A 26,825-nucleotide genomic window follows, 5' to 3' on the forward strand; every position below is an offset into this window, starting at 1 on the left:
TTTTAGATAAACTCTAGACTAGTATTATAAATTTGTTGTTTTAGTATAGCAGGGTTTAGTTCATAAACATTACTTACAAGCTCAAAAATTCTAGGTATGTTTTTGGGTGTATTAGTAATTTGGCGTTCTGCGTAAAGTTGCATATCTGGGGAATCTGTTTCTAAAACTATATTTTTTGAGTCTATACTTTTTAAGGTTTGCTTTAACTTTGAATATGGGTGTGAAATAATACCACCTATGCCTAGCTTAAAGCCAAGGTCAATATATGTTTTTGCTATATCAGTATTAGTATTAAAAGCATGAATTATACCACCATTGTTAAAGTTAGTGTCTTTTATAATCTTTATAATTTCATTATGAGATTTAACAGAGTGAATAATAACTTTTTTGTTGAGATTTTTTGCAACATTAATTTGACTTTTAAAAAAATCAAGTTGCTTATCAAAATTTTGTACCCGTTTATCTAGCCCAATCTCACCAATAAGTTTTGTTTTAGTACTTTGGGTATATTCTTCTAATTTTTTAATATCATAATTTTGATGTAAGTCTATAAAAGCAGGGTGTAAACCAAAACATACATAAACGTTAGCAAAATGTTTGCGTATAGTTAATAATTTATCCCAACACGAGCTTTTAGTTGCTGGATTTATGAAGCTTTTAATTCCAAGTTTACCACACTCAGTAATCAAATTTTGTCGGTTCTTATCAAAAACAGCAAAATCTAAGTGGCAATGAGAGTCGATAAACATATTAGTTTTGTTAAAATCTTATACAGATTGAGTTATAATACACCAAGTTATCCAGATATTATAGTTAAGCTAATTTAGGGGTATGAGATTTGATTTAAATGTATTTATTACATTTTGAAAAACTCAGAGCATTTAGAATTAGCTATAAGATAAAGTTTATTAAAGGTTTTATAAATGAGTAATATTAAAAAAAATTTCTTATTTGAATTAGGTACAGAAGAGTTGCCACCAAAAGCTTTAAAAAGTTTAGCTCAATCATTATTAGTAAGTGTTGAAAATCAGCTAAATGATGCAGAAGTTGGATTTGGTCATACTAAATGGATTGCATCACCTCGACGCTTAGCATTTATAATAAATGATTTAGCAGAATCACAAAATGATGTAATAGTTGAAAAACAAGGTCCTTTAGTAAGTATTGCATATAAAGGTAATCAGCCAACACAAGTTGGATTAGGGTTTGCAAAATCTTGTGGAGTTGAGTTTGATCAGTTACAAAAAGTGAGTACTACTAAGGGAGAAAAGCTCTTTTATAAAAATACAGAAAAAGGACAAAAGACTATAACTTTAATACAAGAAATTATAACAAAAGCTTTAAAGCAATTACCGATTCCAAAGATGATGCGGTGGGGAGACTCTGATATTGAGTTTGTAAGACCTGTACATTGGGTTTTAGCTTTATATGGTGATGATATTGTAGATATAGAAATTCTGAGTCATAAGGCTGCTAATATTACATATGGTCATAGATTTCATAATCCATCTGCTATCACAATAACGTCAATAGCTAGTTATGTAGATGCCTTAGAAGATGCTATGGTTATAGTAGAGTGGGATCAGCGTAAACAAATGATTATAGAGCAAGCCCAAAACCTAGCAAAACAGCATGGCTATAAAGTTGTTCTTGATAGTGATCTCGTTGATGAAGTCTGTGCTATAGTAGAATATCCAAATGCTATGCTATGTGGTTTTAATAAAGACTTTTTAAGGGTGCCACAAGAAGCATTGATTTCATCGATGCAAGAGCATCAAAAATGCTTTGCACTTCTAGATAATCAAAATAAATTAGTTGCTAACTTTATTACAATTTCAAATATTAAAAGCACTAAGCCAGAACTTGTAACTGCTGGTAACCAAAAAGTTATGAATGCTAGACTTGCGGATGCAGCATTTTTTTATGATGTAGATCTTAAACGTCCTTTAGATGTTTTATTACCTAGATTAGAAGGAGTTACTTTTCATAATAAGCTGGGTAATATGTACCAAAAAGCTCAGAGAATAGCAAAAATTTCTCAAGGGTTAGCTAAGCTTAATGGAATAGATACACAAGCTGCATATAGAGCTGGTTTGCTTGCTAAAGCAGATTTAATTTCTGACATGGTTTTTGAGTTTACTGATTTGCAAGGTATTATTGGTAAATATTACGCTAAGGCACATGGCGAGTTGGAGATTGTAGCTGACGCTATAGAGCAACAGTATTGGCCAAAATATTCTGGTGCAGAGCTGCCTCAGACAGCTCTAGCAAGCTGTGTAGCTTTAGCAGAAAAACTAGATACTTTAGTGGGTATCTTTGGTATTAACCAAAAACCAACTGGTAATAAAGATCCTTTTGCATTACGTAGATCTGCAATAGGTATATTGCGTATTTTACGCGATACAGATTTAGATATGCCTTTGGGTAAAGTTATAGATCTTGCTTTGGCTAGCTATAAAGATGTGAATGATTTGTATTTAAATCCTACTACTAAAGAAGAAGTAATGTCCTTTTGTTTAGACAGATTAAAAAATCTTTATAAAGAAGAAGGTGTATCAGTAGATGTTTTTGAAGCGATTAACATTACTAAATATCAGTCGATAAAAGATTTTGATGCTCGTGTTAAGGCTGTTATAAGATTTAGAGATTCTCAACAATCACAAAACTTAATTGCTTCAAATAAACGAGTTGCAAATATACTAATCAAAAATACTCAAGATGATTTTTTAAATTATAATATAAATTTAACCAAGGCTATAAACAATAATTACGAGTTAGAATTGGCCAATCAAATAACTAAACTAGCTAACAAAATACCAGAATTGGTGTCTAAAAGAGAGTATTCAGAAGCATTAGATTTGTTAGCAACTCTAGGTGTGGCAATTAATGAGTTTTTTGATAATGTAATGGTGATGGATGAAAACCTAGAGATCAGAGCTAATCGAATAGCTCTACTAAGTAAGCTACATCTACTATTTACAAGTGTTGCGGATATTTCTAGGTTACAGTAAAACCTTAACTACTCAGCCATTTTTGAGTCTATTTTCATTTTATAAATAACAAACAATATTAAAACAGTAATAGCAATAAAACCTAATTGTACAATAGGCGAGGCTAATATTAGGTTTCTACCGTGATAGTAGCTGACTATAAAGCTACCTGATGCTGCTATCATATTTTTAATAAAGTTTGAAATTGAGTTAGCTGTACCAAAATTGTGTTCAACTTGATTTATAGAAAAAGAATAAAGTATCGTGCAGACAAAAGCTACTGTAGCGCATAGTATAAACATCACTATAGTGTAAATAAAAGCATTATCTATATTTAGATAATTAAATATCGCTAATGCTATGCAACTAACTGCTAATGCAGCAATGCTATAATAAGTATATTTAATATCTTTGATTTTATGAGAATGTTTTTTTATAAAAAGGTTAGCAAGTATCGAAGCTATAGCACATATTCCATAATATATGCAATATAAAACTGAACCAGTTGAATATTGCTCTAGATATATAATAGCAGATGATGATATATAAATTAATAAAGCTGCAAAAGTAGAGCCACCAGCAATAGTTGCTAACATAAAACCAGGGTTTGTCAGATGTTGAAAGTAGCTAGGAGCAATTTTTAAAATACTTATTTGCCTATTTTTTGGTTCAAGAGTTTCCTCTATAAGTAAAGCAGCTATTAATATAATTACACCATAGAAAGTTAAAAAATAAAAAGTACTTTGCCAAGTACCTATAAGATTTGTAAATACAGTTCCAATAATAGGCGCTATAATCGGAGCTATCAGTATAATAACAATTATGCTGGCTACCATATTTGTTAGTTTAGCACCTTTATAGCAGTCTCTAGCTATAGAAAAAGCTATAACACCACCAACAGAGTCGGATAATCCTTGTACAAACCTTAAAGTTTCAAGCATAGTAAAGCTTGTACTGTAAGAACAGAGAATTGTACTTAAAATATAAATTATGCTACCAATAATTATAATTTTTTTACGACCATATTTATCTGAAACAGCTCCCCAAAAAAGCATTCCGAATGAAAAGCCAACAAAATAGGTAGCAAAGGTGGTCAGTACTTGGCTATCTGTGATGCCGAAATCTTGAGCTATCAGTGAGATAGCTGGGGCATAAGTGTTAACAGCTAATGGAGGTAAAGCAGCAAAAAGTGCTAAAATTATGGGAAAAAATTTAGATTCACGTGTTATATAGTTCATAAATATAAAATATTTTTGTAGTTTTTATTTAATGTTTTCAAGTATATACTCTTTTAACTTTTTACCAACTGTTTTGTAACGCCAGCCGTTAAGTAATTTATTACTAATGTTTGTTTTACCTAAGTTAAGATTGTAGGCTAAGGAGCGTATATCTTTTTTTGAAGCAATAATACCGCTGTCAAAATTAAAACCTGCAGTCTGAGAGTTAAAAAAATCTATAATTTGTTCGGTTAACTCATTTGATAATTTACTTGCTGATTTTTTCTCTGTTATTAGTTCCTGTATACATTTGTTGGATTTTAATGTACTAATTATACTTTTTTTAATCCAAGGTTTGAGTTTTTTTAGTTCTACATGTTCAAAATCATTTAGAGATGTAGGGTAAATATGCGCTATTAAATAGAGTAATTTGTTATCAAAAATATACCTTAAAGGAATATTTTTGTCTTGAGCTGTCTTTTCACGCCATTGAGCTAATAAGATAATATTTCTTTGAGTTTGTTCATTAAATTTTTGAATATTGCTTATTTTATTATGAACATTCTCTACCGAATTAAATTCCATAGTAGCTATTTGAGATAAATCTTCAGTAAATAAATCTTGATAACCTATATCGGTGATTTTTTTTTCTAAAAATTGCGCTAGAGGTATAAGGTATTTAACATCATTTATGGCATAAATAATTTGATTGTCAGATAATGGTCTTTTTCTCCAGTCAGAAAATTGAGATTCTTTTTCCATTTCTACATTTAAGATCTCTTTGAGAAGATTTTTTAAAGATATTTGTGGCTGTAATCCCAAGAAACCTGCTGCTAGCTGAGTATCAAAGATATTGTTAGTATTACACTTTAAAAATTTTTTAATAATAGGGATATCATTAGCAGCTGAATGCATAATTTTTTGAATATTTTCGCTCTCAAAGATAACTTTTAGATTTGAAAAATCTAAATTTTCTAAGGTATCTATTAAGAAAATATCATTATCTGTAGCTACCTGAATTAAGCAAAGTTCAGGATAGTAAGTGCGCATCCAGTAAAATTCTGTATCTACAGCTATTTGTGTATAGTCAGATATTTTTGTGGTAGCTCTATTAAGGTCATCTTGGGATTGAATGAGCATTAGTATTTAAACAATGTATTAAAAACTTTAATATGCTAACATTTTTACATATTTATTAGTATTTAAAATAAGAAATTATCTATACAAATGATTCCTAGTGAAACAAAAAGCTTTGATTTGAAAAATTTTTTAGCAAATTTGACAACACATTCTGGTGTTTATCGTATGTTTGATAAACATGGTCAGATAATTTATGTAGGAAAAGCAAAGAACCTTAAGAACCGTGTGAATAGCTATTTTTCAAAAGGCGCTAAAGATAGCAAAACTATAATGATGGTTTCGCAAATAGCAAAAATAGAGATAACTATAACGCCAAGTGATTATGAAGCTTATTTATTAGAAAATAATTTAATCAAACAGCATCGACCAAAGTATAACATTTTATTTAAAGATGATAAAAGTTATCCATATCTGGTTATATCTAAAGATAAGTTCCCAAGAGTTTCGTTCTATAGGGGCAAATCTGCGTATAAAAAAGGTCAATGTTTTGGACCATATGTATCTATATCATCTGTGAAAAACACTCTAAACATCATTCAAAAAATTTTCCCAATTAGACAATGTGAAAATTCATATTATAAATCACGAGTTAGACCGTGCTTACAGTATCAAATAAAGCGTTGTCTTGGTCCATGTGTAGGTTTGGTTTCTCAAGAGCAATACGATGAGCAGTTAGCTATTTTAAAAAAATTTTTAGGTGGCAAATTTAGTAGTGTTTTAGAGGAGATATCTCAAAAAATGCATCAAGCTTCTGAAAATATGGAATACGAGAAGGCACAAGTTTATAGAGATCAATTAATAGTACTTAGAAAGTTACAGCAGCAGCAAATAGTAGATATCCAGACAGATAAAACTTTCGATGTAATCGGTGTATATTTACAAGATACTTACGCAAGTATAGCTTTATTGCAGGTTCAAAATGGTGATGTCGTTGCAGATAAACATTGGAGTATAGATGCAAAAGGGCAAGATAAAACGTCTATTATGCATGCTTTTTTATCTCATTTTTACCTTAGCGATGAGATACGTAATATTTGGCCAAAGAATATAATTTTGTCTAAAGTTGATTTTAGTGAAATCCAAGATTTGTTAGTAAGTATTTCACAAAAAATTGGTCAGCCTATAAATTGGATATTAGCTCCAGCTGCAGATAATCTAAAATGGTTAAAATTAGCAGAGGTAAATGCTAGACAAAAACTAAACATTTATACCGCGTCAAAAACACAGTACCAAAAGAGGTTGGCTTCTTTAAAAGAGTTTTTAGGATTAGATAAAGAGATTAAGCGTATAGAGTGTTTTGATGTCTCGCATTTCCAAGGCGAGGCAACTGTAGCATCTTGTGTAGTATATACAGATGAAGGTGAAGATCGTAAGTCGCATCGTCGATATAATATTAAAGGTATTAAGGCAGGCGATGACTATGCAGCAATTTACCAGGCAGTATATCGCCGTGTAAGTTCGGGATTAGAAGCAAATAATCTTCCAGATATTATGATAATAGATGGTGGTAAAGGGCAAATACATCAAGCTGAAAAGGTCATCCAAGAGTTTAGCTTACAAAACGAAGTTTATCTAGTAAGTCTAGGTAAGGGTGTCGAGCGTGTAAGTGGTAAAGAGAAAATCTATAAAGGTTTTGACGATACAGAATATACTTTAGACGAGCATAATTTAGGATTTTTATTGTTGCGCCAGGTACGAGATTCTGCTCATGATCATGCTATAAAAGGGCAGCGCAAGAGGGTTAGTTCTAATAGGCAATCATCAATCATTGAGGAAATAGAAAGTGTAGGACCAAAACGCCGTAAAGCTCTAATAATGCATTTTGGTGGCTGGCAAGAGCTAAGTAAAGCTTCTGTAGATGAGATAGTAAAAGTAAAAGGAATAAGTAAAAAATTAGCTCAAGCTATTTGGGAGAGTTTTCATTAGGAATAGTTTTAAGATTTTAGTTTTAAAAACAAAAATAGGGTAGATTTGTTATACTGACATCTGAAGTTAGAATTTTTTAGTTTAAAGGTTAGATTGATGATACTGATAATAGGGTTGGCTTTATTTATTATCGTTTTGGACGTAGTGCTTCTTTTTTTGTATAGTAAGAAATCTAAAGAAGTTGAAAATATCAAACAAGCTTTCGAAGAGTATAAAGGCGCAACACAATCTCAGATATTGGCTTTACAAAGTGAAAGGTCAACTTTTGATATTTTATTATCAGGAGAAAAGCAAAAAAATATAGAAGTTAGAGAAGACAGTAGTCAAAGGTTAGAAGAACTCAAGCAAGATTTAAGAGCAGAAAGAACTAAGGTTGATAAATACATCGAAGAGATAAAAGAGTATAAATCGCAAATCTCAATGTTACAAACTCAGTTAAAGGAAAAATTAGAGCAATTACAAAATAATGAGATAAAGTTAAAAACTGAGTTTGAAAATTTGGCAAATAGAATTTTTGAAGATAATTCTAAAAAATTAAATGAACGTAATCAAGAAAGCTTGAACAGTGTTTTAAATCCTGTACGTGAACAATTAAAAGATTTTAAACAAAAAGTAGAGGACGTGTATGACAAAGAATCTATAGCTAGGGGAGCTCTCCACAATGAGCTAAAAAGTCTTAAAGAATTAAACCAAAAGATGACTACAGAGGCTCATAACCTTACAAATGCTCTAAGAAGTAGTACTAAACAGCAAGGTATTTGGGGTGAGATGGTGCTTGAAAATGTGCTTGAAAAATCTGGGTTAAGAGAAGGGTTAGAGTACTTTAGAGAAAAGCATACTATTGATGAAAATGGTAAAGTTTTTCGCCCTGATGTCATCGTTAAGTTACCAGATGATAGAGATATTATAATAGATGCAAAAAGCTCTTTGTTTGCTTATAATGATTATATGGCAGCAGATGATGATCAAAAGCAAACTCATTTAAAAGCTCACATCAGATCAATAAAAGATCATATAAAATGTTTGGCAAATAAAAATTATGAAAACTTAAAAGATATAAATTCATTAGACTTTATATTTATGTTTATACCAATAGAAGGAGCTTTACTTTTAGCGCTGGATAATGATGTAAATTTATATGATGAAGCATTTAAACAGAAAATAATCTTAGTAAGTCCAACTACTTTATTAGTAGCTTTACGAGCAGTTGAAAATACTTGGAGATATGAAAAACAAGCTCAAAGTATTACAGAGGTTTATAATAGAGCCGAAGAGTTATACAAAAAATTTGTAGGTTTTGTAGAAGATCTAGAAAAAATAGGAAAGTCTTTAAGCGATGCTAATAAATCTTATGAAAATGCTTTTAGTAAATTAAAGTCTGGACGGGGTAATTTAATTGGACAAGTTGAAAAGTTAAAAAGAATTTCTAATATCAAACCTAAAAAAGATATTGATAGAAATTTAGTAGAAGGCGCAGTCGTTGATTTTGAATAGTTTTCTTAAAGGTATAAAAGTAAAAAATATAGCTTTGAGGTATTCTTCTAGCATAATGTAAATAATACTGGTCGATTATATTAGAATATTATAAGCTTTGTTTAAATAACTTGAAATTTTTGAAAAATGGATAAATATTTACGACAAGCTTTAGAGCAAGCTAAAAAGGGTCTGGCAGAGGGCGGTATACCAATAGGTTCAGTATTAGTAATTGATAATAAAATAGTTGGGGCTGGACATAATCAAAGGGTTCAAAAAAATAGTTCTATACTTCACGCAGAAATGGATTGTTTAGAGAAAGCTGGAAGACTAAAAGCAGCTGATTACCAGAAAGCTACTCTATATACTACTTTATCGCCATGTGCGATGTGTACAGGAGCTATATTGCTCTATGGTATAAAAAATGTAGTGATTGGGGAGAATATTAACTTTATGGGTCAAGAGAAACTTTTAAAAGCTAATGATATAAATGTTAAAGTTATAAATGATGTTCAATGTGTTGATATGATGGAAAATTTTATTAAAGATAATCCTAGTCTTTGGAATGAAGATATAGGTGAATAATTTGAGGTGAATAACTTGTTTTTTATTATTAAAGATCACTTTTATTGGTTTAATAATTAACCGTTTTGTATAATATATCTAATAATATATGGTAACTATAAGTTAGGTTATAAAATGTCAAAAAGAGTTTTAATCTCAATCGATTTTATAAATGAAATTGTACATCCAGAAGGAAAGCTAGCAGCTAAGTTTATACCTAATATAGTTAAAAATGATGTTATTGAAAATGCAAATCTTGCGATTGATAAAGCGCGTATAAATAATATTCAAATTATACATGTAAAAGTTGGATTTTCAGCTAATTACATAGAATGTCCGAATAACTCACCAATTTTTAGTAATGCTAAGCAATACAACGCTTTAGAATTAGGAAAATGGGGAACAGAAATATATAGCCAAATAGATGTTAAAGCTAATGATCATATCTTAATTAAACATAGGATAAGTGCTTTCTATAATACAGATTTAGAATGTGTTTTAAGAGCAAATAATATTAAAGATATTATAATTATGGGAGTATCAACAGATATGGCTGTAGAGTTAACTGCTCGGGAAGCTCATGATAGAGATTATAATGTGACTGTAATAGAAGATGCTTGTACAACTTATAGTGAGGCTGCCCATTTAGCATCTATCAATAACATTAGTAGAATAGCGACTGTAAAATCTGCAAAACAATGGTTAAGCTGAATATCAAATCCACAAAATAATATATTTTATAATACTTTTTAAAATTAATATAAAGTAAAATAAACATAAAAACTTATAAGAGTATAAAGAAATGCATACAGAGCCTTTGATCTCATTATTTGTCTTTGTGGTGCTAGGAATACTAGTACTTACAATGGTTATAAAAAAACTTAAGCAACCATATGTTGTAGCATATTTATTAACAGGAATATTGTTAGGTCCATATGGTATAAATCTTATAGAAGATAATCATAATCTTGCCAGATTAGGAGAAATAGGTGTAATTTTGTTGTTGTTTTTCGCAGGTATGGAGATTTCGCCACGTAAGTTTGCTGAAAATTGGAAAGTCCCAGTTATAGGTACTATCCTACAGATTATTATAACTACTTTAGTTGTTTCGTTTGTAGGAGTGATTTTAAAGTGGCCTTTAGCTAAGATAGTACTTTTTGGTTCAGTGGTAAGTTTAAGTAGTACAGCAGTAGTTCTAAAATTACTACATGATAGTGGTAGTATGCGGACCCGCCTAGGGCAAAATGTTTTAGGGGTATTGCTTGTGCAAGATTTGGCAGTTGTTCCTATGCTTATCATTATAGGCTTTTTAGGAGGAGAGACTCCATCCTATAGTCAAATTATATTACAAGTTGTTGGAGGTACGTTAGTTATTATTATTGCGGCTATCATGGCTATAAAAAAAAGTATCAAACTTTCTTTTATACCGGAACTTGGTAAAGATGATGAAATGAAAGTTTTTGCTGCATTGATAATATGTTTTGGGATGGCAGCTTTGACAGGTGAGTTAGGTCTATCTTCTGCTCTAGGAGCTTTTGTTGGTGGTATGATCGTTGCCACAGTGGAGGAAACAGAGTGGGTGGGTAACAGTTTGGCTACAGTAAAAACTATCTTTATGGCTTTGTTTTTTATTTCAATAGGTATGCTTATTAATTTAAAGTTAGTATGGGATCATTTATTAGTTTTTGCTACTTTCCTAGTTTTGATATTTATACTTAATACCACTATTAATACACTTATATTTATAGCACTACGTCAACGAATGGAGGAAGCTCTAGCTGGTGGGGCGATGCTTTCGCAAATAGGTGAGTTTAGTTTTGTACTTATAACTATGGGCTATATGCTTAATATTTTAGATAATACTATGTATCAAATGAGTATAACTTTGGTTTCATTATCGTTGTTGTTTAGCCCATTGTGGATAAGTGTTGTTAATATATGTATTAGAAAATTTGTCAAGTCTACTATTAAATAAGATTGTAAGCTAATTACAATTTATTTTAAGCTTAAAATTTTAAGGTTATTATATGGAACAAAACTCTAGAATACTGGTCCTATTTAGTTTAAGTTGTATTTTGATAGCACAGTTTGTTACAGGGGTAAATATTGCTGGGTCAAAATATTTGGTAGAACATATCCCTTTGATTTTTCTACTAGAGATGCGTTTCATTATTGGTGCTATATCACTTCTAATAATCCTTGTAATTAGTAGTAAAACAGCACAATTTTTGGCTCTTAAATCAATGCCTCGAAAAGCATGGTGGGTATTAGTTGGTCAAGGTTTATGTGGTGGAGCGTTATTTAATTTGTTAATGCTTTCGGGGATCCATTATACTTCTGCAACTATGGCAGGTATTATTACAAGTACCTTACCTGCGATGGTGATTTTGGCTATGTGGTTACTACTTAAGACACCAATATCACGCAAGCAGTGGTTATGTGTTATAGTTGCAATTGTGGGCTTAGTTATGGTTAATTTACAGTATTCTAACAATGTTACAAGTAGCAACAGTACTAATTGGCTGGGTAATTTACTTATTATTATCGCGATGTTACCAGAAGCAGGCTATTATGTCTTGATTAAAGTAATGCAGGTCCCCGTCAGTGCATTAGTTGGCTCGATTATCATTAATACTATAAATGCAATTTTTGTATTACCAATGCTGCTCTGGGTGCATTTTGGATTTATCACTGTATTAAGTGTATTTGATTGGCTTATGTTGTTGGTTTTAGGTATTACATCAGGACTTTTTTATTTATGTTGGAGTAAAGGCAGTGAACATCTTCAAGCACCAACTACAGGGATGTTAACTGCATTGATGCCTATATTTACTTTAATTTTATCGGTATTATTTCTCCATGAAAAAATCACTACTATACAAATGGTAGGTATGTTGGTGATTATTTCTTCTATAATAATAGCTAACTATCGAATTAGACGTATAAAAGCATAAAAATTTCATTATCTAAAATCATTTAAATAATGCTATATTGATTGGTTTAACTAAGCTTTACATGTTTATCTTAAATATATAAAATCTACTAGCTAAGAAAATTGCTAAATCTAAACTAATAAAGGTTACATATACTTATGAGCGCTTACCAATACCAAGATTTTAAAATATTAGAAGTACAAGGTGTAGATACTAAAAAGTTTCTCCAAGGTCTTACAACTGCGGATTTAAACATACTATCACCAACTAGTAATATTCTGCTCACAGCTTTTGCCAACCTCAAGGGTAGAGTAATTTCGTTAAGTTTTATTAAGTATATATCCGATGATAAATTCTTACTTTCTGTAGAAGAGGGTATCTTAGAAATACTTCTCTCATGGCTTAAGAAGTACGGAATGTTTTCCAAAGTTAGTTTTTCCATAAATGACCAATATGCTTTATTTTTTACTGATAATGGGTTTCTAAAACATGATATTTTACATATCGGTGGTTTAGAATTTGACATTAGCTTTGAAGAGGTTCAAAAACAAAATATCCTAAACAAACTAGCTATTATCGATAAAAAAAACACTGAAAAATTTTTACCGGCCGAACTAGAGTTGGACAATTTAGAAAATGTAGTATCCTATAAAAAAGGTTGTTATATGGGTCAAGAGGTTATAGCTAGGATTCATTATAAAGCTAAATTAAAAAAAGAGTTAGTAGTTGTAAAAACTAGTTTTGACGTTCAAGAGCAAGATTTAAAAGATCAATATAGTAAACCATTAGCAAACGTGGTGAATAAAGTCTTTTTAGACAACCAGTGTTATATGTTAGTAGTTTTTCATAAAGAGGCTACAGAGTCAGAATACCAGCTAGAAGATGGTCATAAAATCATAAAATGTTAGATAATCTTAACCTTCAGCAGCAGCAGGCTGTAAAGTATATTGGCTCACCATTACTTGTATTAGCTGGTGCTGGTAGTGGTAAAACTAGCGTTATTATTGAGAAAATTTCTTATCTTATAGAGCAATTATTATATCCTGCTAGAAGTATCTTAGCTGTTACTTTTACTAATAAAGCAGCCAAAGAAATGCAAGAAAGAGTTAAAGCTAGACTCAATAAAGATTTATCTAAAGGTTTGATGATATCTACTTTTCATTCATTAGGATTATCAATTTTAAAGAAACATTATGCTGATTTAGAGTACAAAAAAAGCTTTACACTTTTTGACAGCGCTGATTCTTTAGCTCTTATTTACGACATAGCATATGAACAATATCAGCTACCAAAGCAACATGCTGGAATAATTCAAACTAAAATTTCATTTTGGAAATCAGCGCTTTTAATGCCAGAGCAAGTTGAGCCTAAAGATGATTTAGAACAACAGGCAGCATTTATTTATAAAGAATACCAAAAATACTTAAAATCGTATAACTCATTTGATTTTGATGATTTAATATTTCAACCAATTCAACTTTTTAGAATCAATCCAAATATACAAAAATTATGGACGGATAAATTTAGGTATATATTAATAGATGAATATCAAGATACTAACGAATCACAATACCAATTATTAAAGTGCCTAACACAAGGTAAAAATAAATTTACAGTAGTAGGTGATGATGATCAGTCTATATATGCTTGGCGAGGTTCACGACCTGAAAATTTACGCCATTTACAAGAGGATTTTCCTGACTTAAAAGTTATAAAATTAGAACAAAATTATCGTTCTACAGGTAGAATTTTAAATGTTGCAAATAAACTTATAGAAAATAATAGCCATATTTTTGAAAAAAAACTTTGGTCAGCTAAGGGGTATGGTGATCAAGTTAAAGTTATAAGTTTGTTAAATGATGAAGATGAAGCACAATTTATAGCTAGCGATATTTTCTTCGATAGGATAAAAACAAACTCGAAAAATTCTGATTATGCAATATTAATACGTAGTAATTATCAAGCATTTATATTAGAAAGGTATATGCAAATGCATAAAATCCCATATGCTATAAGTGGAGGTACTTCATTTTTTTCAAAATCTGAAATTAAAGATATTGTTTCTTATCTAAGACTTATTGTAAACCCTGATGATGATAGAGCATTTTTACGTGTTATCAATACACCAAAAAGAGAAATAGGTAGCGTAACTATTCATAAACTTGGTGAGTATGCCAGTTTCCATCACTGTAGTTTTTTTCATACTCTATATAACCTAGATATAATAGAATTACGTGACTATGCTAAAGCAAATCTTAATAAATTTAAAGATTTAATTGTTTTCACCCAACAAGAAATAGTAGCCAGTATTTCTACAGTAGAGCTCAAAAAAATTTTAGGAGAGTTTGTTGAGAGAATTTCGTATAGACAATGGTTAATAGACTCAAGCTCATCAGAAAAACAAGCTGAATTTAGGTATGCTAATGTATTAGAAGTTATAAGGTGGATAATTAATCAGTTAGAGGATGAGGCGTACAATGGGCTTGATTCTTTATCTTCGGTTTTAAATAAGATGTTGCTTATAGATATCTTAGATAGAGATAATGAAGAAAAAAACGATGATCAAGTTCAGATTATAACAATGCATGCTTCAAAAGGTTTGGAGTTTAAAAAAGTTTATATAATGGGTATGGAAGATGGTATATTACCTCACCAACAAAGTATAGAAGAAGAATCTATAGAAGATGAAAGACGTCTAGCTTATGTAGCTATCACTAGAGCAAAAGAAAATTTAACGATAACACTTACAAAACATCGTAAAAAATTTGGCGAAAAAATAGTTACAGTGCCAAGTAGGTTTATAGAAGAATTGCCTGAGACAGATTTATATTGGGTTGGTAGTGAAAAAGAATGTCCAGAAACTCGCAAAGAGAACTCTAAGCAAAATCTATCAGCGTTAAAAAATATGTTCGGTTAGATGTAAATTATAATTGCATTAATTTGCTAAATAATTTATGTTATAGCAACACGGGTGTTAAGAATAATTTAGTCAATGGAAAGTCAAAAAGAATTCAGAAAAATCGTTATTTTTATATGTATAGTAGCAGCTCTTGGTGGTTTGCTATTTGGTTTAGATCAGGGGTTTATTGCTAATGCTGGCAAAACTCTTAATCATATATATGGTATTGCAGATGGAAGTATACAAGAGGGTAATTTTAACGCTATTTTAGCTTTTGGTGGGATAGCAGGAACTCTATGTAGTGGCTTTTTTACTCGTTATTTAGGAAGGAAAAATACTTTACTAGTTGCTGGTTTTTCTTTTTTACTTGGTGCTTTTATTTCTTCTTTATTGCTACCTATCGAAATTCTAACAGCATGTAGATTTACTTTAGGTTTTGGTGTGGGACTAGCTTCTTTTGCAACGCCACTTTATTTGGCTGAGACAGCACCAACTAATATAAGAGGAGCTATGTCTACGCTATTTCAACTTATGATTACGTTTGGGATATTTTTAATATGCTTAACAAATGTGGTTATCGTGGAGCTCGTAGGTCATACAGAAATCTCTCTTACTCTAATGTTTAGCGTGATAACGCTGTTTGCATTTTTAATGCTTGTTGGTTGTTTCTTTTTGCCAAAAAGCCCTAGATGGTTAATGCTAAAAAATAGAGAAGAAGAAGCAAGAGCTATTTTAACTAAGACTAGAAAAAAAGATGAAGTCGACTTAGAGATTAGTGAAATCAAGCAAAAGCTTGGAGAAAAAAAGGTTTCGATAATAGAAACCGTTGCTAAAAAATATTTTTGGAAAATTTTGTTTGTGGGTATTATGATCCAGATGTTCCAGCAACTTGTTGGTATAAATATGATAATTTATTATGCACCTAAGTTTTTAGAAGGAGCTGGTTTAAATATTATATTAGCAGGGCTAATGGTTTTCTTTGTTAATTTCTTATCTACTTTTCCAGCTATAAAATGGGTAGAAAAATGGGGTAGGAAAAAGCTATTAACAGTAGGAGCTATAATTATGATGGTTTCTTTATTAATAGCGGCATATAGTTTTTATCTAATTGATGTAAGTCATACTACTTCTAACGCTCCAAAATATGTATTACTAGTATTTTGTTTGGTTTATATATTTGGCTTTGCATGTTCTTGGGGACCTGTTGCTTGGACTTTATGTTCAGAGATCTTTCCGCAGAGAATTCGTGAAGTGGGTTTAACAGTAACAACTATCGTAAACTGGACTTTTGTGTATGTAGTTGTAAGTAATTCAAATGTAATAATGAGTGCAGGCGAATGGGGTAAACCATTATTATTTATCGTATATGCTGGTTTTTGTTTACTTTCTATTATATTTCTTAAGTTTTTTGTGCCAGAAACAAAAGGGGTAAGTTTAGAGAAAATAGAGAGTAATTTAGTTTCTGGTTATAAACTTAAAGACTTAGGTAAAGAATAAGAGCTAATAGCCATAAATTTATTTACTTTGCTGACGAGCTTGTTCCTTTATTTTTAGTTTTTTATCTTTATTTAATTCTGCTAATTTTTTAGCTTGGTCTCCGACATGTGAAAACCCGTATTCTGCAGCTAATTGAGTTTGTTTTTGGCGCTCTGTAAATCGTAATTTTTGTTTTTCAGTTAACTTGCCATAACAGTGATGACAACTTATACCTTTTTCATACTCAGATCTTTTTTTATCTTCTTCTGTTATAGGCATACGACAAGCGTAGCATTGGTCATAGCTACCTTTCTCAAGATTATGATCTACCGCAACTCTTGAGTCAAAAACAAAACATTCACCTTGCCATAGAGACTCTTCTTGTGGCACTTCTTCTAAATATTTTAGAATACCCCCCTGTAGATGGTAAACTTCTTCAAAACCTTTAGCTTTCATAAGGGCAGTAGACTTTTCACATCGGATTCCACCAGTACAAAACATAGCTATTTTTTTATGCTTTTTATGGTCTAAATTTTTATCAACATATTCTGGTAGTTCTCTAAAGTTATCTGTATGAGGATTAATGGCATTTTTAAAAGTACCAATTTGTATTTCATATTCATTACGTGTATCTAGCAATACAACATCTGGGTCAGAGATTAGTTTATTCCAATCTTTAGGTTTCACATATTCCCCGCAAATTTTATTTGGATCTATGCTACTTATACCCAAAGTTACAATTTCCTTTTTGAGTTTTACTTTAGAGCGATAAAATGGCATCTTATCATGATAAGACTCTTTATGATCAATATCAGCTAAGCGTTTATCTGTTTTTAAGTATTTAAGTAGTTCAGTTATTCCTTCGAATGTTCCTGCTACAGTACCATTTATTCCTTCATTAGCTAACAAAAAGGTTCCTTTGACATTATTTTTTACCATCATATCTAAAATAGGTTTCTGCATTTGCTTGTAATTTTCAAGAGTAACAAATTTATACATTGCACATACAATTATTTGCTTCATAGTTTTCCTTATTTAGTTCGTTTTTCTAATGGGAGAAATAAAATTTGTATTATACATTATAAACCCAATAAACACTAAATTTTGTAATAGACAAAAAGTTTAATTAGAGAGACTGTGGATTTAATTGCAAAAGTTTATTGAAGTTGTTGAAATAGCTTTGTCAAAACACTAAAAATATTAGGTTTCGACTTCGCTCAGCCCCCTTGTTTTTTTGCTATAGATTAAATCGACAGTTTTTTTATATATGTTATCAAACTAATTAGGCTAAAAATTATTAGCTTTAATAACTCATAGATGACGTTAAATCTACTAAACGATTTTAAGACTTTTGCTTTACCTAGAATTTATACTTGCTTTAGGATTATTTAGAGTAATATAATTAATTTTATTAATTTATAAAATATTTTTAGTAAATAAATACAATAGATTAGTGTGTTATTAATTATGTTTTGTTTAAAAGAGGTTGTTGATGATATATAATTTATATGTTCCGGAGGGGTTTAAAGATTTCTTAGAAACTATCCAAGCAGATATTTACACTCTACCGTGGTCAGATAAGCTAGTTTCTTTAGTTTATGAAAGTACAGGATTCAAAATTGCATTTGGCTATGTAAAATATGAATATTATAAATTTAATCAGAAAAGGCCGACTATAACCGTAGTAACAGAAGAAAAAGCAAAAAAAACTAAAGAAAAGCTTCTTGCCAATAATAAATACATAACTTCTAAATTGACGGTAGATGCCCATAATTGTAGCTTAAATCCTGAAGAATTAGTTAACTTAATAGATAAACAGGAAAATAGTTTAATACGACCGTTTTTACCTAATAAGCATGGAGGGGCATTGTTATTAGTTTGTAGGGTAACTAAGTTAATTTTAGCGGTGCTAGTTTATGACTCAGAGATTAACCATAAATTATCATGCTATCATCGTTGGGATAACTCTAGTAATCCTGTTTCTAGGTTTAATTCGGTTCATATATCATATCTTTATTCATCTCATGCAGTATATAAAGCTAAACAGGATTTTGATAAAAAACCCGAAGAAAAGCGAGGTTCTTTTGCTAATTATTATGCAAGGGTTCTTTTATCTGTATTTTGCCATAATTATAAGGCTCATCTTGAAAGTACACAGCAAGCTTTAGGATCTTATGGGATGATGTTTAATAATCCACAAAAGTATAATGATAAGCTTATGGATATGAATGGTCTTATAAAGATAGAATTTCAGCAGAAAGACGGTAAAAAAATTTTTGATAATTTATTTGAAGCATTTTGGAGAAAACAGAATTTTAACGAATTAGCTAAATTTATAGGGCGTTTATATCAAAGGATTAAACGAGGTAAACATATAGAGCTGCTAGGTATGGCTGAGCAACTCAAGAGGGATTTTTTGGTAACTAAAGGATTAAATTTTTTATTATCAGAAAACGTTATCAACAGAAGCAGTCCTTATTATAAGAAAAGGATAAAGGATATTGCAAACTATTTATCAAAACTTATAGTTTTAAGCAGGATATTAAGGAGTAAAATAGATGGAAAAAATAAACTTAGGCTTAACGAGGATATTTTATCAGTAGCATATCAGTTTTATAAACCTAGGGGTCAAGCTTTTTCATCTCAAATTAACACAAATCAACAGCTAGTAATTAGCAAAAAAGTAATTGAGCTATTAAAACAAGCTTTACAAGCTTCACAATCTAAGCCAGTTTCAACACAACCCCAACGTTATATTATAAAAAAAAGTAGGAATGTAACAGGTGACGGAAATTGTTTTTATAGAGCAGTATTAGAGGCAGCAAGAGATAGTGGTTGTGCAAACTTATTACCTAATAGAAATAGTAATCAAGAAATCATCCAAGCGATGAGAAATGATTTACTCCGAGTTTTTGATAGTCCTAATTTCCAGCAAACCTTAGGAGATTTTGTTAACTTAAATAGTTTAATGGATATCAGAAATAGCCTAGTTCAGATGGGTAGTTGGAATAACCTTGGAGGGGATTTAGCACCACAGTTGCTTTCATTAGCTTATCCTAATTTAACTATTAGGATTATTTCGCCAAATATAGGTGGAAATAACATGCAAGTGCTTGGAGCTGGTGACAATATAATCACATTGGGTTATACAGGAAACCATTATTTTGTCGTAACAGAACTTAAAGACGTTAGCACCGTAGCTTCTCCTTTAGATAATAAGCAACAAAGTAATTTGAAGGTTATGATCCCAAAAAAACTTGCTTCACCCAATGAAAGCTCATCAGAACAAACTTTTGATAACATAATAGGTCAAAAAAGGAAAGATTATAGTTTATCACCTTATACTCTAGAACAGAAAATAAGAATAGATCTTAGCCAGCAGAATCAAGCTCACACAACTCGGCTATATAGTTGTGCTTTTCCAGGCTGTGGTAAAAGTTTTCCTTATCCATCGATTTTAAATATTCATATGCGAACACACACAGGAGAAAGATTATATAAGTGTGCTTTTCCAGGCTGTGAAAAAACCTTTATTAATTCATCTCATCTGAAAAGGCATCAGCGAATACATACAGGAGAACGGCCATATGTGTGTGAAAGCTGTAATAAAGCTTTTATTACTTCATCGCATTTGAAGATACATTGGCAAATACATACAGGAGAGCGGCCATATGTGTGTAACTTTGAGGATTGTGGTAAAAGCTTTAATACTTCATTTTACCTGAAGCAACATAAGCGGATACATACAGGAGAGGAATATAAGTGTGACTTTAAAAGCTGTAATTATTGTACTATTCGACTAAGTGATTTAACTAAACATAAGCGAATACATACAAAGGAGAAATATGAGTGTGATTTTGAAGGCTGTGATTATTATACTATTCGACCAGGTGATTTAATTAAACATAAACAAAGACATATAAAGGAGAAATATGAGTGTGACTTTGAAGGCTGTGATTATTACACTATTCGACCAGGTGATTTAACTAAACATAAGCGAACACATACAGGAGAAAGATCGTATGTATGCAACTTTGAGGATTGTAGTAAAAGCTTTAGTACCTTAACTGAACTAAAGACACATATGCGGATACATACAGGGGAGAAATATGAGTGTGACTTTGAAGGCTGTGATTATTACACTATTCGACTAAGTGATTTAACTAGACATAAACGAACACATACAGGAGAAAGACCATATGTATGTGAAGTTTGCCATTTCACATTTAGTCGAAGTGACGCTTTGAAAAAACATAGGGAATGGCACCATGGACTGTAATGTGTAAAAGTCTAGATCTTACAAGTAAGTTTACTAGGGTCTAATATTTCTTTTAATTCTGACTCTTTCATATCTGTTTCAGCTATAGCAACTTCTAGTATAGATTTATTTTCTTTGTAAGCTTTTTTAGCAATTTCAGCTGCCTTTTTATATCCAATGTATTCATTAAGAGCAGTAGCTAATATAGGATTTCTAGAAACAGTTTTTTGTATGTTGTCTTCTCTAACTTTAAAAGTAGCTATGGCTTTTTCAGCCAGATGTTTTGCTGAATTTGCTATTAGAGTTATACTTTGGAGTAAATTATAAGCTATAACAGGTAACATAACATTTAGTTGAAATAGTCCACTCTGAGCTCCAATTGTGATACAAGCATCATTACCAATAACTTGAGCACAAGCCATACATACAGCCTCTGGTATTACTGGATTTACTTTGCCTGGCATTATACTACTTCCAGGTTGTAGAGCTTGTAGCTCTATTTCATTAAATCCAGAGAGTGGACCACTATTCATAATTCTTAGGTCATTTGAAACTTTCATAAGCGTCGTAGCAGTATTTTTTAAGCATGAAGAAAGCTCTAAGCTATTTTCTTGACCACTTATCAAAGCAAAATGGTTTTGGCTAGGCTCAAAGTTAACACCTGTAATTTCAGTAAGAGTTTTTGCTATCTCTGTAGCAAAGTTTTTTGGTGTATTAATCCCGGTGCCAACAGCTGTCCCGCCTTGAGCTAGCTTAGAAAATCTAGGAATACAATTTTGTATTCTTTGCAAATTTTCTTCAAACTGAAATCGCCAGCCTGATATTTCTTGAGAAAAGTCGATAGGCATAGCATCCATCAGGTGAGTTCTACCAGTTTTTACACACCCTTTTAGTTCTTCTTCTTTAGCTTTACATACTTCTATAAGCATTTCTAATTTGGGTATTAAATTATTTCTGACTAATAAAAGTGAAGATATTGTTATAGCTGTTGGAATCACATCATTGCTGCTTTGGCTCATATTTACATCATCATTTGGATCTAGAGATATTGTAAATTTTTGTTTAGCAACTCCTGAAATTACCTCATTAACATTCATATTAGTACTAGTACCTGATCCTGTTTGAAATACATCTAAAGGAAAATGGTCAGAATACTCGCCATTTCTTAGTTCTTGAGAAGATTTTTGTATCGCTTGAGATTTTTCAAAAGATAATTTATTTGTGTCATAGTTAACTATAGCAGCAGCCTCTTTTATATATAAAACAGCATTTATAAAATCTTTAGGCATTTGTAGATTACTGATTTTAAAGTTATTAATCGCTCTTTGGGTTTGAGCGCCATATAAGGCACTATCTTTGACAAAAACTTCACCTAGACTATCAGACATAACTGGCATATCAAAATCTCCTTAGACTATTAATACTCATAATTAGTTTAACTTGTATGTTTTATCAAAGATAGTATTACTACAAAGCTGGGATAGTATTTAATTGAATTATATGATTACTAGGGTTTTATACTTGATATTTTTTTGTTATTATTTACTATCTAATTATTAAAATTAATAGGTTCATTTATAATGAAACTTATCACCCCACCTTAGTTCTAATTTTCTTATTCATTAAGTCCGTATCCATGTTTAGTATACAGTTATACATAAAAGAGTGCTTTTAATGCATGTCTTTTTATTTTTTGACTTTTAATATTTTTGAGGTAATAAATAAAAATGAAACAAAATGTTAGTAATTTTTTGATGCCATTTGGTGGCAGTTATAGAGTAGATTTTTTATCTGGTTTAACGGTAGCTTTAGCTTTAGTCCCAGAAGCAGTAGCTTTTTCTTTAGTAGCAGGAGTTAACCCAACAGTAGGACTGTGGGGAGCTTTCTTTATGTGTATAATAACAGCTATTATAGGTGGTCGTCCTGGTATGATATCAGGTGCAACTGGTTCTATGGCCGTTGTTATGGTATCTATCATGTTACTATTTCCAGGCGATCCTGTAACTGGTTTGAGTTATCTAATGGCAACAGTTTTACTTACTGGTGTTATAGAGGTTGTGATAGGAGTTTTAGGTTTAGGTAAATTTATCCGTATGATGCCTAAATCTGTGATGGTAGGTTTTGTTAATGGTTTAGCAATAGTGATCTTTTTATCACAAATTGAATCATTCAAGATTTCACCGCCAGGAGTCGAGCCTTCTGTATGGATTAGTGGGATTAGTCTTTGGATAATGGTCGGTTTAGTACTTTTAGCTATGGCGATTACTCACTATTTACCTCGTTTTACAAAACTTTTGCCTTCAGCACTTACAGCTATTATAGTAGTTACATTGATTGTGATATTTATACCAATGCCCGCAGGTGTTAGTATGCCAACAGTAGGTAGCCTAATGGCAATGAGTGGGGGAAGTATATCACATAGCTTTAGTATTCCTCATATTCCTTTATCTATAGAAACATTTAAAATTATTGTGCCGTATGCATTTGTATTAGCTATTATCGGTTTATCAGAATCTTTAATGACTTTAGTTTTTATCGATGAACGTACGCAAACCCGTGGTAGAGGTAATAAAGAATGTATCGCTCAAGGAGTTGGCAATATAGTATCTAGCTTTTTCAAGGGCATGGGTGGTTGTGCTATGATTGGGCAAAGTATGATTAATATATCTTCTGGTGGACGAGGGCGTTTATCTGGGATTACAGCAGGGGTGTTTTTACTCATATTTATCTTATTAGCTATGCCTTTGATCAAAATAATACCATTAGCAGCATTAATCGGTGTAATGATGATGGTTGTAATAGAAACTTTTGAATGGGCTTCTTTTAAGATGATGCGCCGTGTACCTAAAAAAGATGTACTGTTGATTGTAATAGTGACAATTACTACAGTAATATTTGATTTAGCAATAGCAGTTGTGATGGGTATCATTATAGCTTCATTAGTATTTTCGTGGGAAACAGCTAAAAATATTTGGGCAGAAGAGAAAACTAATGAAAATGGTGAGAAGGAATACATTGTTCATGGACCTTTGTTCTTTAGCTCTACAACTAGTTTTAAAAATTTATTTAAATTTGCTAAAGATCCAGAAAAAGTAATAATCGACTTTAAATATTCACGTGTAGCTGACCAGTCTGCTATAGATGCTATTCAATGGGTTGCTGATGAGTATACAAAGCTTGGCAAAAGGCTACATTTACGTCATCTTAATCAAGAATGTAAAATTTTACTAGGAAAAGCGGGCGATTTAGTGGAATTAAATATCTTAGAAGATGAAGATTACCATATTGCCACAGATAGACTAGCATATTAGTTAAAGTCATTAAGAAAATTTATACATTAGTATAGATTAAAAAGATACGAGCAATAGAAATGCCGATTAAAAAATCTCCACATTAATTTAGACCCATAAATTCCCCCATAAAATCTTCACGAACCATTGATATATATAGCTTTAATATGGTTTTATTATTTTTATTAGCTTCATAATAAAATATGAAATACAAAAAATAATTTTCAAATAGCTTTACTTATTATTAGTTTAGATATATTTTATATATTGCAATTAACTTTTGTGGGGATTTTTCATGTTAAAAAAATATATATACGGAATTAGTTCAGTCTTGGCACTAGCAACACTTTTAAGTAGTTGTGCCCAAGAAGAGCTAACAGATTATCAAATAGCGACAACTTGTGACGGTGCAGTTTGTAGTATAGAATTAGACCAAACTGATTTACTTAGATATACAAACGTAGTAGGTAAATCAGTAGATAAGGTGTTAAAACAAGAAGCTGTACCAGAACCACAATATAACATAACTTGGGTTCTAACAGATGGCCAGCTTGCTACAGATCAGCAACTTAGTGATAGTAATTTACCATTATGTAATGGTGATTGTACTTCTGGGTCTAACCCAACTGGTTGGGTATTTACTACAGTAGGCCCACATCAGATAGGTGTTTCTGGAACGATCACATATCCAGATGGTACTGTTCAAAAAATTGATTTAGCAAAAACAGTAAATACGCAGTATGGTGAAGTTAAGATAAACTCAGAGATTATAGGTGGTTCTGGGTTGGATTATAAATTTACAGCTAACACATCAGGAACTGGTATACCAGATAATGCAACCTTTACTTGGAAAGTAAATGGTACAGAGATTGGTACAGGTCAAGAGATAGAGTATCTTTTCCCAACACCAAATATAACTTACACAGTAGGCTTAGAAGTCTCTGTAGATGGAGAAGTAATCTCAACAGCTACAAAAGAAATAACTTCAGGTGAAGTAGTTGAACCGACATTAACAGCTACTCAAGATAGTAGTAGTGATCCACTTGTTTGGACGATAACCGCAAATACTACAGATACAGGTATAGATAGTAGCTGGACAAAGCAGTGGAAGATAGATGGTAATGTAGTATCAGGAGCTACAGCAAACACACTAAATTATACATTTACCCAGTCTGATACAACATACCAAGTAGAGTATATTGCTACAAAAGGTGAACTTAGAAGAAGTGCTACTACAAATATAACTGTAGGTACAGTCACTCAACCTACATTAACAGCTACTCAAGATAGTAGTAGTGATCCACTTGTTTGGACGATAACCGCAGATACTACAGATACAGATATAGATAGTAGCTGGACAAAGCAGTGGAAGATAGATGGTAATGTAGTGCCAGGAGCTACAACAAACACACTAAATTATACATTTACCCAGTCTGATACGACATACCAAGTAGAGTATATTGCTACAAAGGGTGAACTTAGAAGAATTGCTACTACAAATATAACTGTAGGTACAGTCACTCAACCTACATTAACAGCTACTCAAGATAGTAGTAGTGATCCACTTGTTTGGACTATAACCGCAGATACTGCAGATACAAGTATAGATAGTAGCTGGACTAGGCAGTGGAAGATAGATGGTAATGTAGTAACAGGATCAACAGATGCTCTAAACTATACGTTTGCGCAATCTAATACAACATATCAAGTTGAGTATACTGCTACAAAAGGTCAAAGTACTAGAACTGCGACTATAAGTATAACTATAGGTGCTGTTAATCAACCATCGTTATCATCTACTCAAGATGGTAATAATCCACTAGCTTTTACAATAACCGCGGATACTACAGATACAAGTATAGATAGTAGCTGGACAAAGCAATGGAAAGTAGATGGTAGTGTAGTACCAGGATCAACAGATGCTCTAAGCTATACATTTGCGCTTACTAGTAAAACATACCAAGTTGAGTATACTGCTACAAAAGGTCAAAGTACCAGAACTGCGACTACAAGTGTAACCACAGGAGCAGCTACAGCGCCATCATTAAGTGATTCTCGAATTGGATTTTTAGATTACGCTTTAACAGCTGATTTAGCAGATACAGGTATAACTAGTGCTTGGACGTTACAGTGGAGCTCAAACCCATCATCGGCAACATTTTCTGCAGCTAGCTCTGCTGATACAAATGTAACATTTGGTAGTTATAATATAAATTACACTGTAACTTTGACAGCTACACCACCATCTGGTTCAGGTGATAGTCCTGTAACAGCTAATGTAAGTGTTAGTACAGGATATAGTTTAAAAACAGCAGCTACTATTACAGGTGGAGATTACTCACCTATACAGCAGGCAAGTGGTACAGCTCCTACTACTGGTATTAGCTGGCAAAAAAATGGTGAGAATTCAATTACTTTTACTTGTCCAACTGGTTGGGCGATTCCAGCGGAGATAGTAAATATGCCAGCTGTAGGCGATAAAACGGCATATGGTGAATTTGCTTCATTTGGAGGATCATCTATGTTTTTAATTGATGGCACTAATGGGTTATTATTAACTGATGCGATCTATGGTAATAGTACTGTTATTAGTTATTACAATCTATACGGTCTTAATAAATCAGTAGGCGTTACTTGTGTACATGTGTACTAATTATAT

At 31.6% G+C, this 26,825-nt stretch carries 18 protein-coding genes; 13 read left to right on the forward strand and 5 right to left on the reverse strand.

Annotated features, from left to right (window positions below):
* Positions 1–2 precede the first annotated feature (2 nt).
* Entirely contained in the window at positions 3–749 is a 747-nt protein-coding gene (locus SD28_RS04740; protein WP_039124598.1) for a TatD family hydrolase, read from the reverse strand.
* 174 nt (positions 750–923) lie between these two features.
* Here SD28_RS04740 and glyS point away from each other — a divergent pair, with 174 nt between their 5' ends.
* A complete protein-coding gene (gene glyS, locus SD28_RS04745) occupies positions 924–3,011 on the forward strand; it encodes a glycine--tRNA ligase subunit beta (protein WP_039124600.1) in 2,088 nt (695 codons plus the stop codon).
* 8 nt (positions 3,012–3,019) lie between these two features.
* Here the strand turns inward: glyS and SD28_RS04750 are convergent, their stop codons facing one another.
* Together SD28_RS04750 and SD28_RS04755 are read right to left on the reverse strand one after the other, a co-directional pair.
* Complete coding sequence (locus SD28_RS04750; protein ID WP_039124602.1) at positions 3,020–4,228, reverse strand: Bcr/CflA family efflux MFS transporter; 1,209 nt, start codon at positions 4,226–4,228, stop codon at positions 3,020–3,022.
* A 24-nt stretch (positions 4,229–4,252) separates the two neighbouring features.
* A complete protein-coding gene (locus SD28_RS04755) occupies positions 4,253–5,347 on the reverse strand; it encodes a ribonuclease D (RefSeq protein ID WP_039124604.1) in 1,095 nt (364 codons plus the stop codon).
* A gap of 87 nt (positions 5,348–5,434) precedes the next feature.
* On the opposite strand from SD28_RS04755, the gene uvrC reads away from it, so the two are divergent.
* The 9 genes from uvrC (at position 5,435) to SD28_RS04800 (ending at position 16,639) form a co-directional block, all read left to right on the forward strand.
* Entirely contained in the window at positions 5,435–7,273 is a 1,839-nt protein-coding gene (uvrC, locus tag SD28_RS04760) for an excinuclease ABC subunit UvrC (protein WP_039124607.1), read from the forward strand.
* A 96-nt stretch (positions 7,274–7,369) separates the two neighbouring features.
* Positions 7,370–8,767, forward strand: coding sequence for a DNA recombination protein RmuC (gene rmuC / locus SD28_RS04765; protein ID WP_039124609.1), 1,398 nt, complete (start codon positions 7,370–7,372; stop codon positions 8,765–8,767).
* A 126-nt stretch (positions 8,768–8,893) separates the two neighbouring features.
* Positions 8,894–9,331: a nucleoside deaminase gene (locus SD28_RS04770; RefSeq protein ID WP_039124614.1), complete on the forward strand. Its 438-nt coding sequence runs from the start codon at positions 8,894–8,896 to the stop codon at positions 9,329–9,331.
* A gap of 114 nt (positions 9,332–9,445) precedes the next feature.
* Positions 9,446–10,021, forward strand: coding sequence for a cysteine hydrolase family protein (locus tag SD28_RS04775; protein WP_039124616.1), 576 nt, complete (start codon positions 9,446–9,448; stop codon positions 10,019–10,021).
* A 91-nt stretch (positions 10,022–10,112) separates the two neighbouring features.
* The gene (locus SD28_RS04780; RefSeq protein ID WP_039124618.1) at positions 10,113–11,285 is read left to right on the forward strand and encodes a cation:proton antiporter; all 1,173 of its coding nucleotides are present in this window, start codon (positions 10,113–10,115) and stop codon (positions 11,283–11,285) included.
* A gap of 52 nt (positions 11,286–11,337) precedes the next feature.
* Positions 11,338–12,264: a DMT family transporter gene (locus tag SD28_RS04785; protein WP_039124620.1), complete on the forward strand. Its 927-nt coding sequence runs from the start codon at positions 11,338–11,340 to the stop codon at positions 12,262–12,264.
* A 137-nt stretch (positions 12,265–12,401) separates the two neighbouring features.
* Positions 12,402–13,151 (forward strand): CAF17-like 4Fe-4S cluster assembly/insertion protein YgfZ, encoded by a 750-nt coding sequence (ygfZ, locus tag SD28_RS04790; RefSeq protein WP_039124622.1) that lies wholly within the window; start codon positions 12,402–12,404, stop codon positions 13,149–13,151.
* Positions 13,145–15,160 carry a UvrD-helicase domain-containing protein gene (locus SD28_RS04795; RefSeq protein ID WP_039124624.1) on the forward strand — a complete coding sequence of 672 codons (2,016 nt, stop codon included), beginning with the start codon at positions 13,145–13,147 and terminating at the stop codon, positions 15,158–15,160. Before ygfZ ends, SD28_RS04795 begins: the two co-directional genes overlap by 7 nt.
* Before the next feature lie 75 nt (positions 15,161–15,235).
* Entirely contained in the window at positions 15,236–16,639 is a 1,404-nt protein-coding gene (locus SD28_RS04800; RefSeq protein ID WP_039124626.1) for a sugar porter family MFS transporter, read from the forward strand.
* Positions 16,640–16,657: 18 nt separating this feature from the next.
* On the opposite strand, the gene trhO is transcribed toward SD28_RS04800, so the two are convergent.
* On the reverse strand, positions 16,658–17,641 hold the full coding sequence (gene trhO, locus SD28_RS04805; protein WP_039124627.1) for an oxygen-dependent tRNA uridine(34) hydroxylase TrhO: 984 nt from the start codon (positions 17,639–17,641) through the stop codon (positions 16,658–16,660).
* Between the two features lie 469 nt (positions 17,642–18,110).
* Between trhO and SD28_RS04810 the strand changes: the two genes are divergently transcribed.
* Positions 18,111–20,897 carry a C2H2-type zinc finger protein gene (locus SD28_RS04810; protein WP_039124629.1) on the forward strand — a complete coding sequence of 929 codons (2,787 nt, stop codon included), beginning with the start codon at positions 18,111–18,113 and terminating at the stop codon, positions 20,895–20,897.
* A gap of 11 nt (positions 20,898–20,908) precedes the next feature.
* On the opposite strand, the gene SD28_RS04815 is transcribed toward SD28_RS04810, so the two are convergent.
* Positions 20,909–22,273: a class II fumarate hydratase gene (locus SD28_RS04815; RefSeq protein ID WP_039124631.1), complete on the reverse strand. Its 1,365-nt coding sequence runs from the start codon at positions 22,271–22,273 to the stop codon at positions 20,909–20,911.
* A gap of 330 nt (positions 22,274–22,603) precedes the next feature.
* Between SD28_RS04815 and SD28_RS04820 the strand changes: the two genes are divergently transcribed.
* The gene (locus SD28_RS04820) at positions 22,604–24,187 is read left to right on the forward strand and encodes a SulP family inorganic anion transporter (protein ID WP_084593825.1); all 1,584 of its coding nucleotides are present in this window, start codon (positions 22,604–22,606) and stop codon (positions 24,185–24,187) included.
* 274 nt (positions 24,188–24,461) lie between these two features.
* Positions 24,462–26,819 carry a hypothetical protein gene (locus SD28_RS04825; protein WP_039123760.1) on the forward strand — a complete coding sequence of 786 codons (2,358 nt, stop codon included), beginning with the start codon at positions 24,462–24,464 and terminating at the stop codon, positions 26,817–26,819.
* The last annotated feature ends 6 nt before the right edge of the window (positions 26,820–26,825 follow it).

It is taken from the genome of Allofrancisella guangzhouensis, from assembly GCF_000815225.1.
Classification (GTDB): Bacteria; Pseudomonadota; Gammaproteobacteria; order Francisellales; family Francisellaceae; genus Francisella; species Francisella guangzhouensis.

Excerpts from the sequence above, each read along its gene's own strand:
- SD28_RS04820 (WP_084593825.1), top strand. The coding sequence starts at position 22,604 with ATGAAACAAAATGTTAGTAATTTTTTGATGCCATTTGGTGGCAGTTAT.
- SD28_RS04795 (WP_039124624.1), top strand. The coding sequence starts at position 13,145 with ATGTTAGATAATCTTAACCTTCAGCAGCAGCAGGCTGTAAAGTATATT.
- SD28_RS04740 (WP_039124598.1), bottom strand. The coding sequence starts at position 749 with ATGTTTATCGACTCTCATTGCCACTTAGATTTTGCTGTTTTTGATAAG.
- SD28_RS04810 (WP_039124629.1), top strand. The coding sequence starts at position 18,111 with ATGATATATAATTTATATGTTCCGGAGGGGTTTAAAGATTTCTTAGAA.
- SD28_RS04815 (WP_039124631.1), bottom strand. The coding sequence starts at position 22,273 with ATGCCAGTTATGTCTGATAGTCTAGGTGAAGTTTTTGTCAAAGATAGT.
- glyS (WP_039124600.1), top strand. The coding sequence starts at position 924 with ATGAGTAATATTAAAAAAAATTTCTTATTTGAATTAGGTACAGAAGAG.
- SD28_RS04755 (WP_039124604.1), bottom strand. The coding sequence starts at position 5,347 with ATGCTCATTCAATCCCAAGATGACCTTAATAGAGCTACCACAAAAATA.
- SD28_RS04770 (WP_039124614.1), top strand. The coding sequence starts at position 8,894 with ATGGATAAATATTTACGACAAGCTTTAGAGCAAGCTAAAAAGGGTCTG.
- ygfZ (WP_039124622.1), top strand. The coding sequence starts at position 12,402 with ATGAGCGCTTACCAATACCAAGATTTTAAAATATTAGAAGTACAAGGT.
- SD28_RS04750 (WP_039124602.1), bottom strand. The coding sequence starts at position 4,228 with ATGAACTATATAACACGTGAATCTAAATTTTTTCCCATAATTTTAGCA.
- SD28_RS04825 (WP_039123760.1), top strand. The coding sequence starts at position 24,462 with ATGTTAAAAAAATATATATACGGAATTAGTTCAGTCTTGGCACTAGCA.
- SD28_RS04780 (WP_039124618.1), top strand. The coding sequence starts at position 10,113 with ATGCATACAGAGCCTTTGATCTCATTATTTGTCTTTGTGGTGCTAGGA.
- SD28_RS04775 (WP_039124616.1), top strand. The coding sequence starts at position 9,446 with ATGTCAAAAAGAGTTTTAATCTCAATCGATTTTATAAATGAAATTGTA.
- SD28_RS04800 (WP_039124626.1), top strand. The coding sequence starts at position 15,236 with ATGGAAAGTCAAAAAGAATTCAGAAAAATCGTTATTTTTATATGTATA.
- trhO (WP_039124627.1), bottom strand. The coding sequence starts at position 17,641 with ATGAAGCAAATAATTGTATGTGCAATGTATAAATTTGTTACTCTTGAA.
- rmuC (WP_039124609.1), top strand. The coding sequence starts at position 7,370 with ATGATACTGATAATAGGGTTGGCTTTATTTATTATCGTTTTGGACGTA.
- SD28_RS04785 (WP_039124620.1), top strand. The coding sequence starts at position 11,338 with ATGGAACAAAACTCTAGAATACTGGTCCTATTTAGTTTAAGTTGTATT.
- uvrC (WP_039124607.1), top strand. The coding sequence starts at position 5,435 with ATGATTCCTAGTGAAACAAAAAGCTTTGATTTGAAAAATTTTTTAGCA.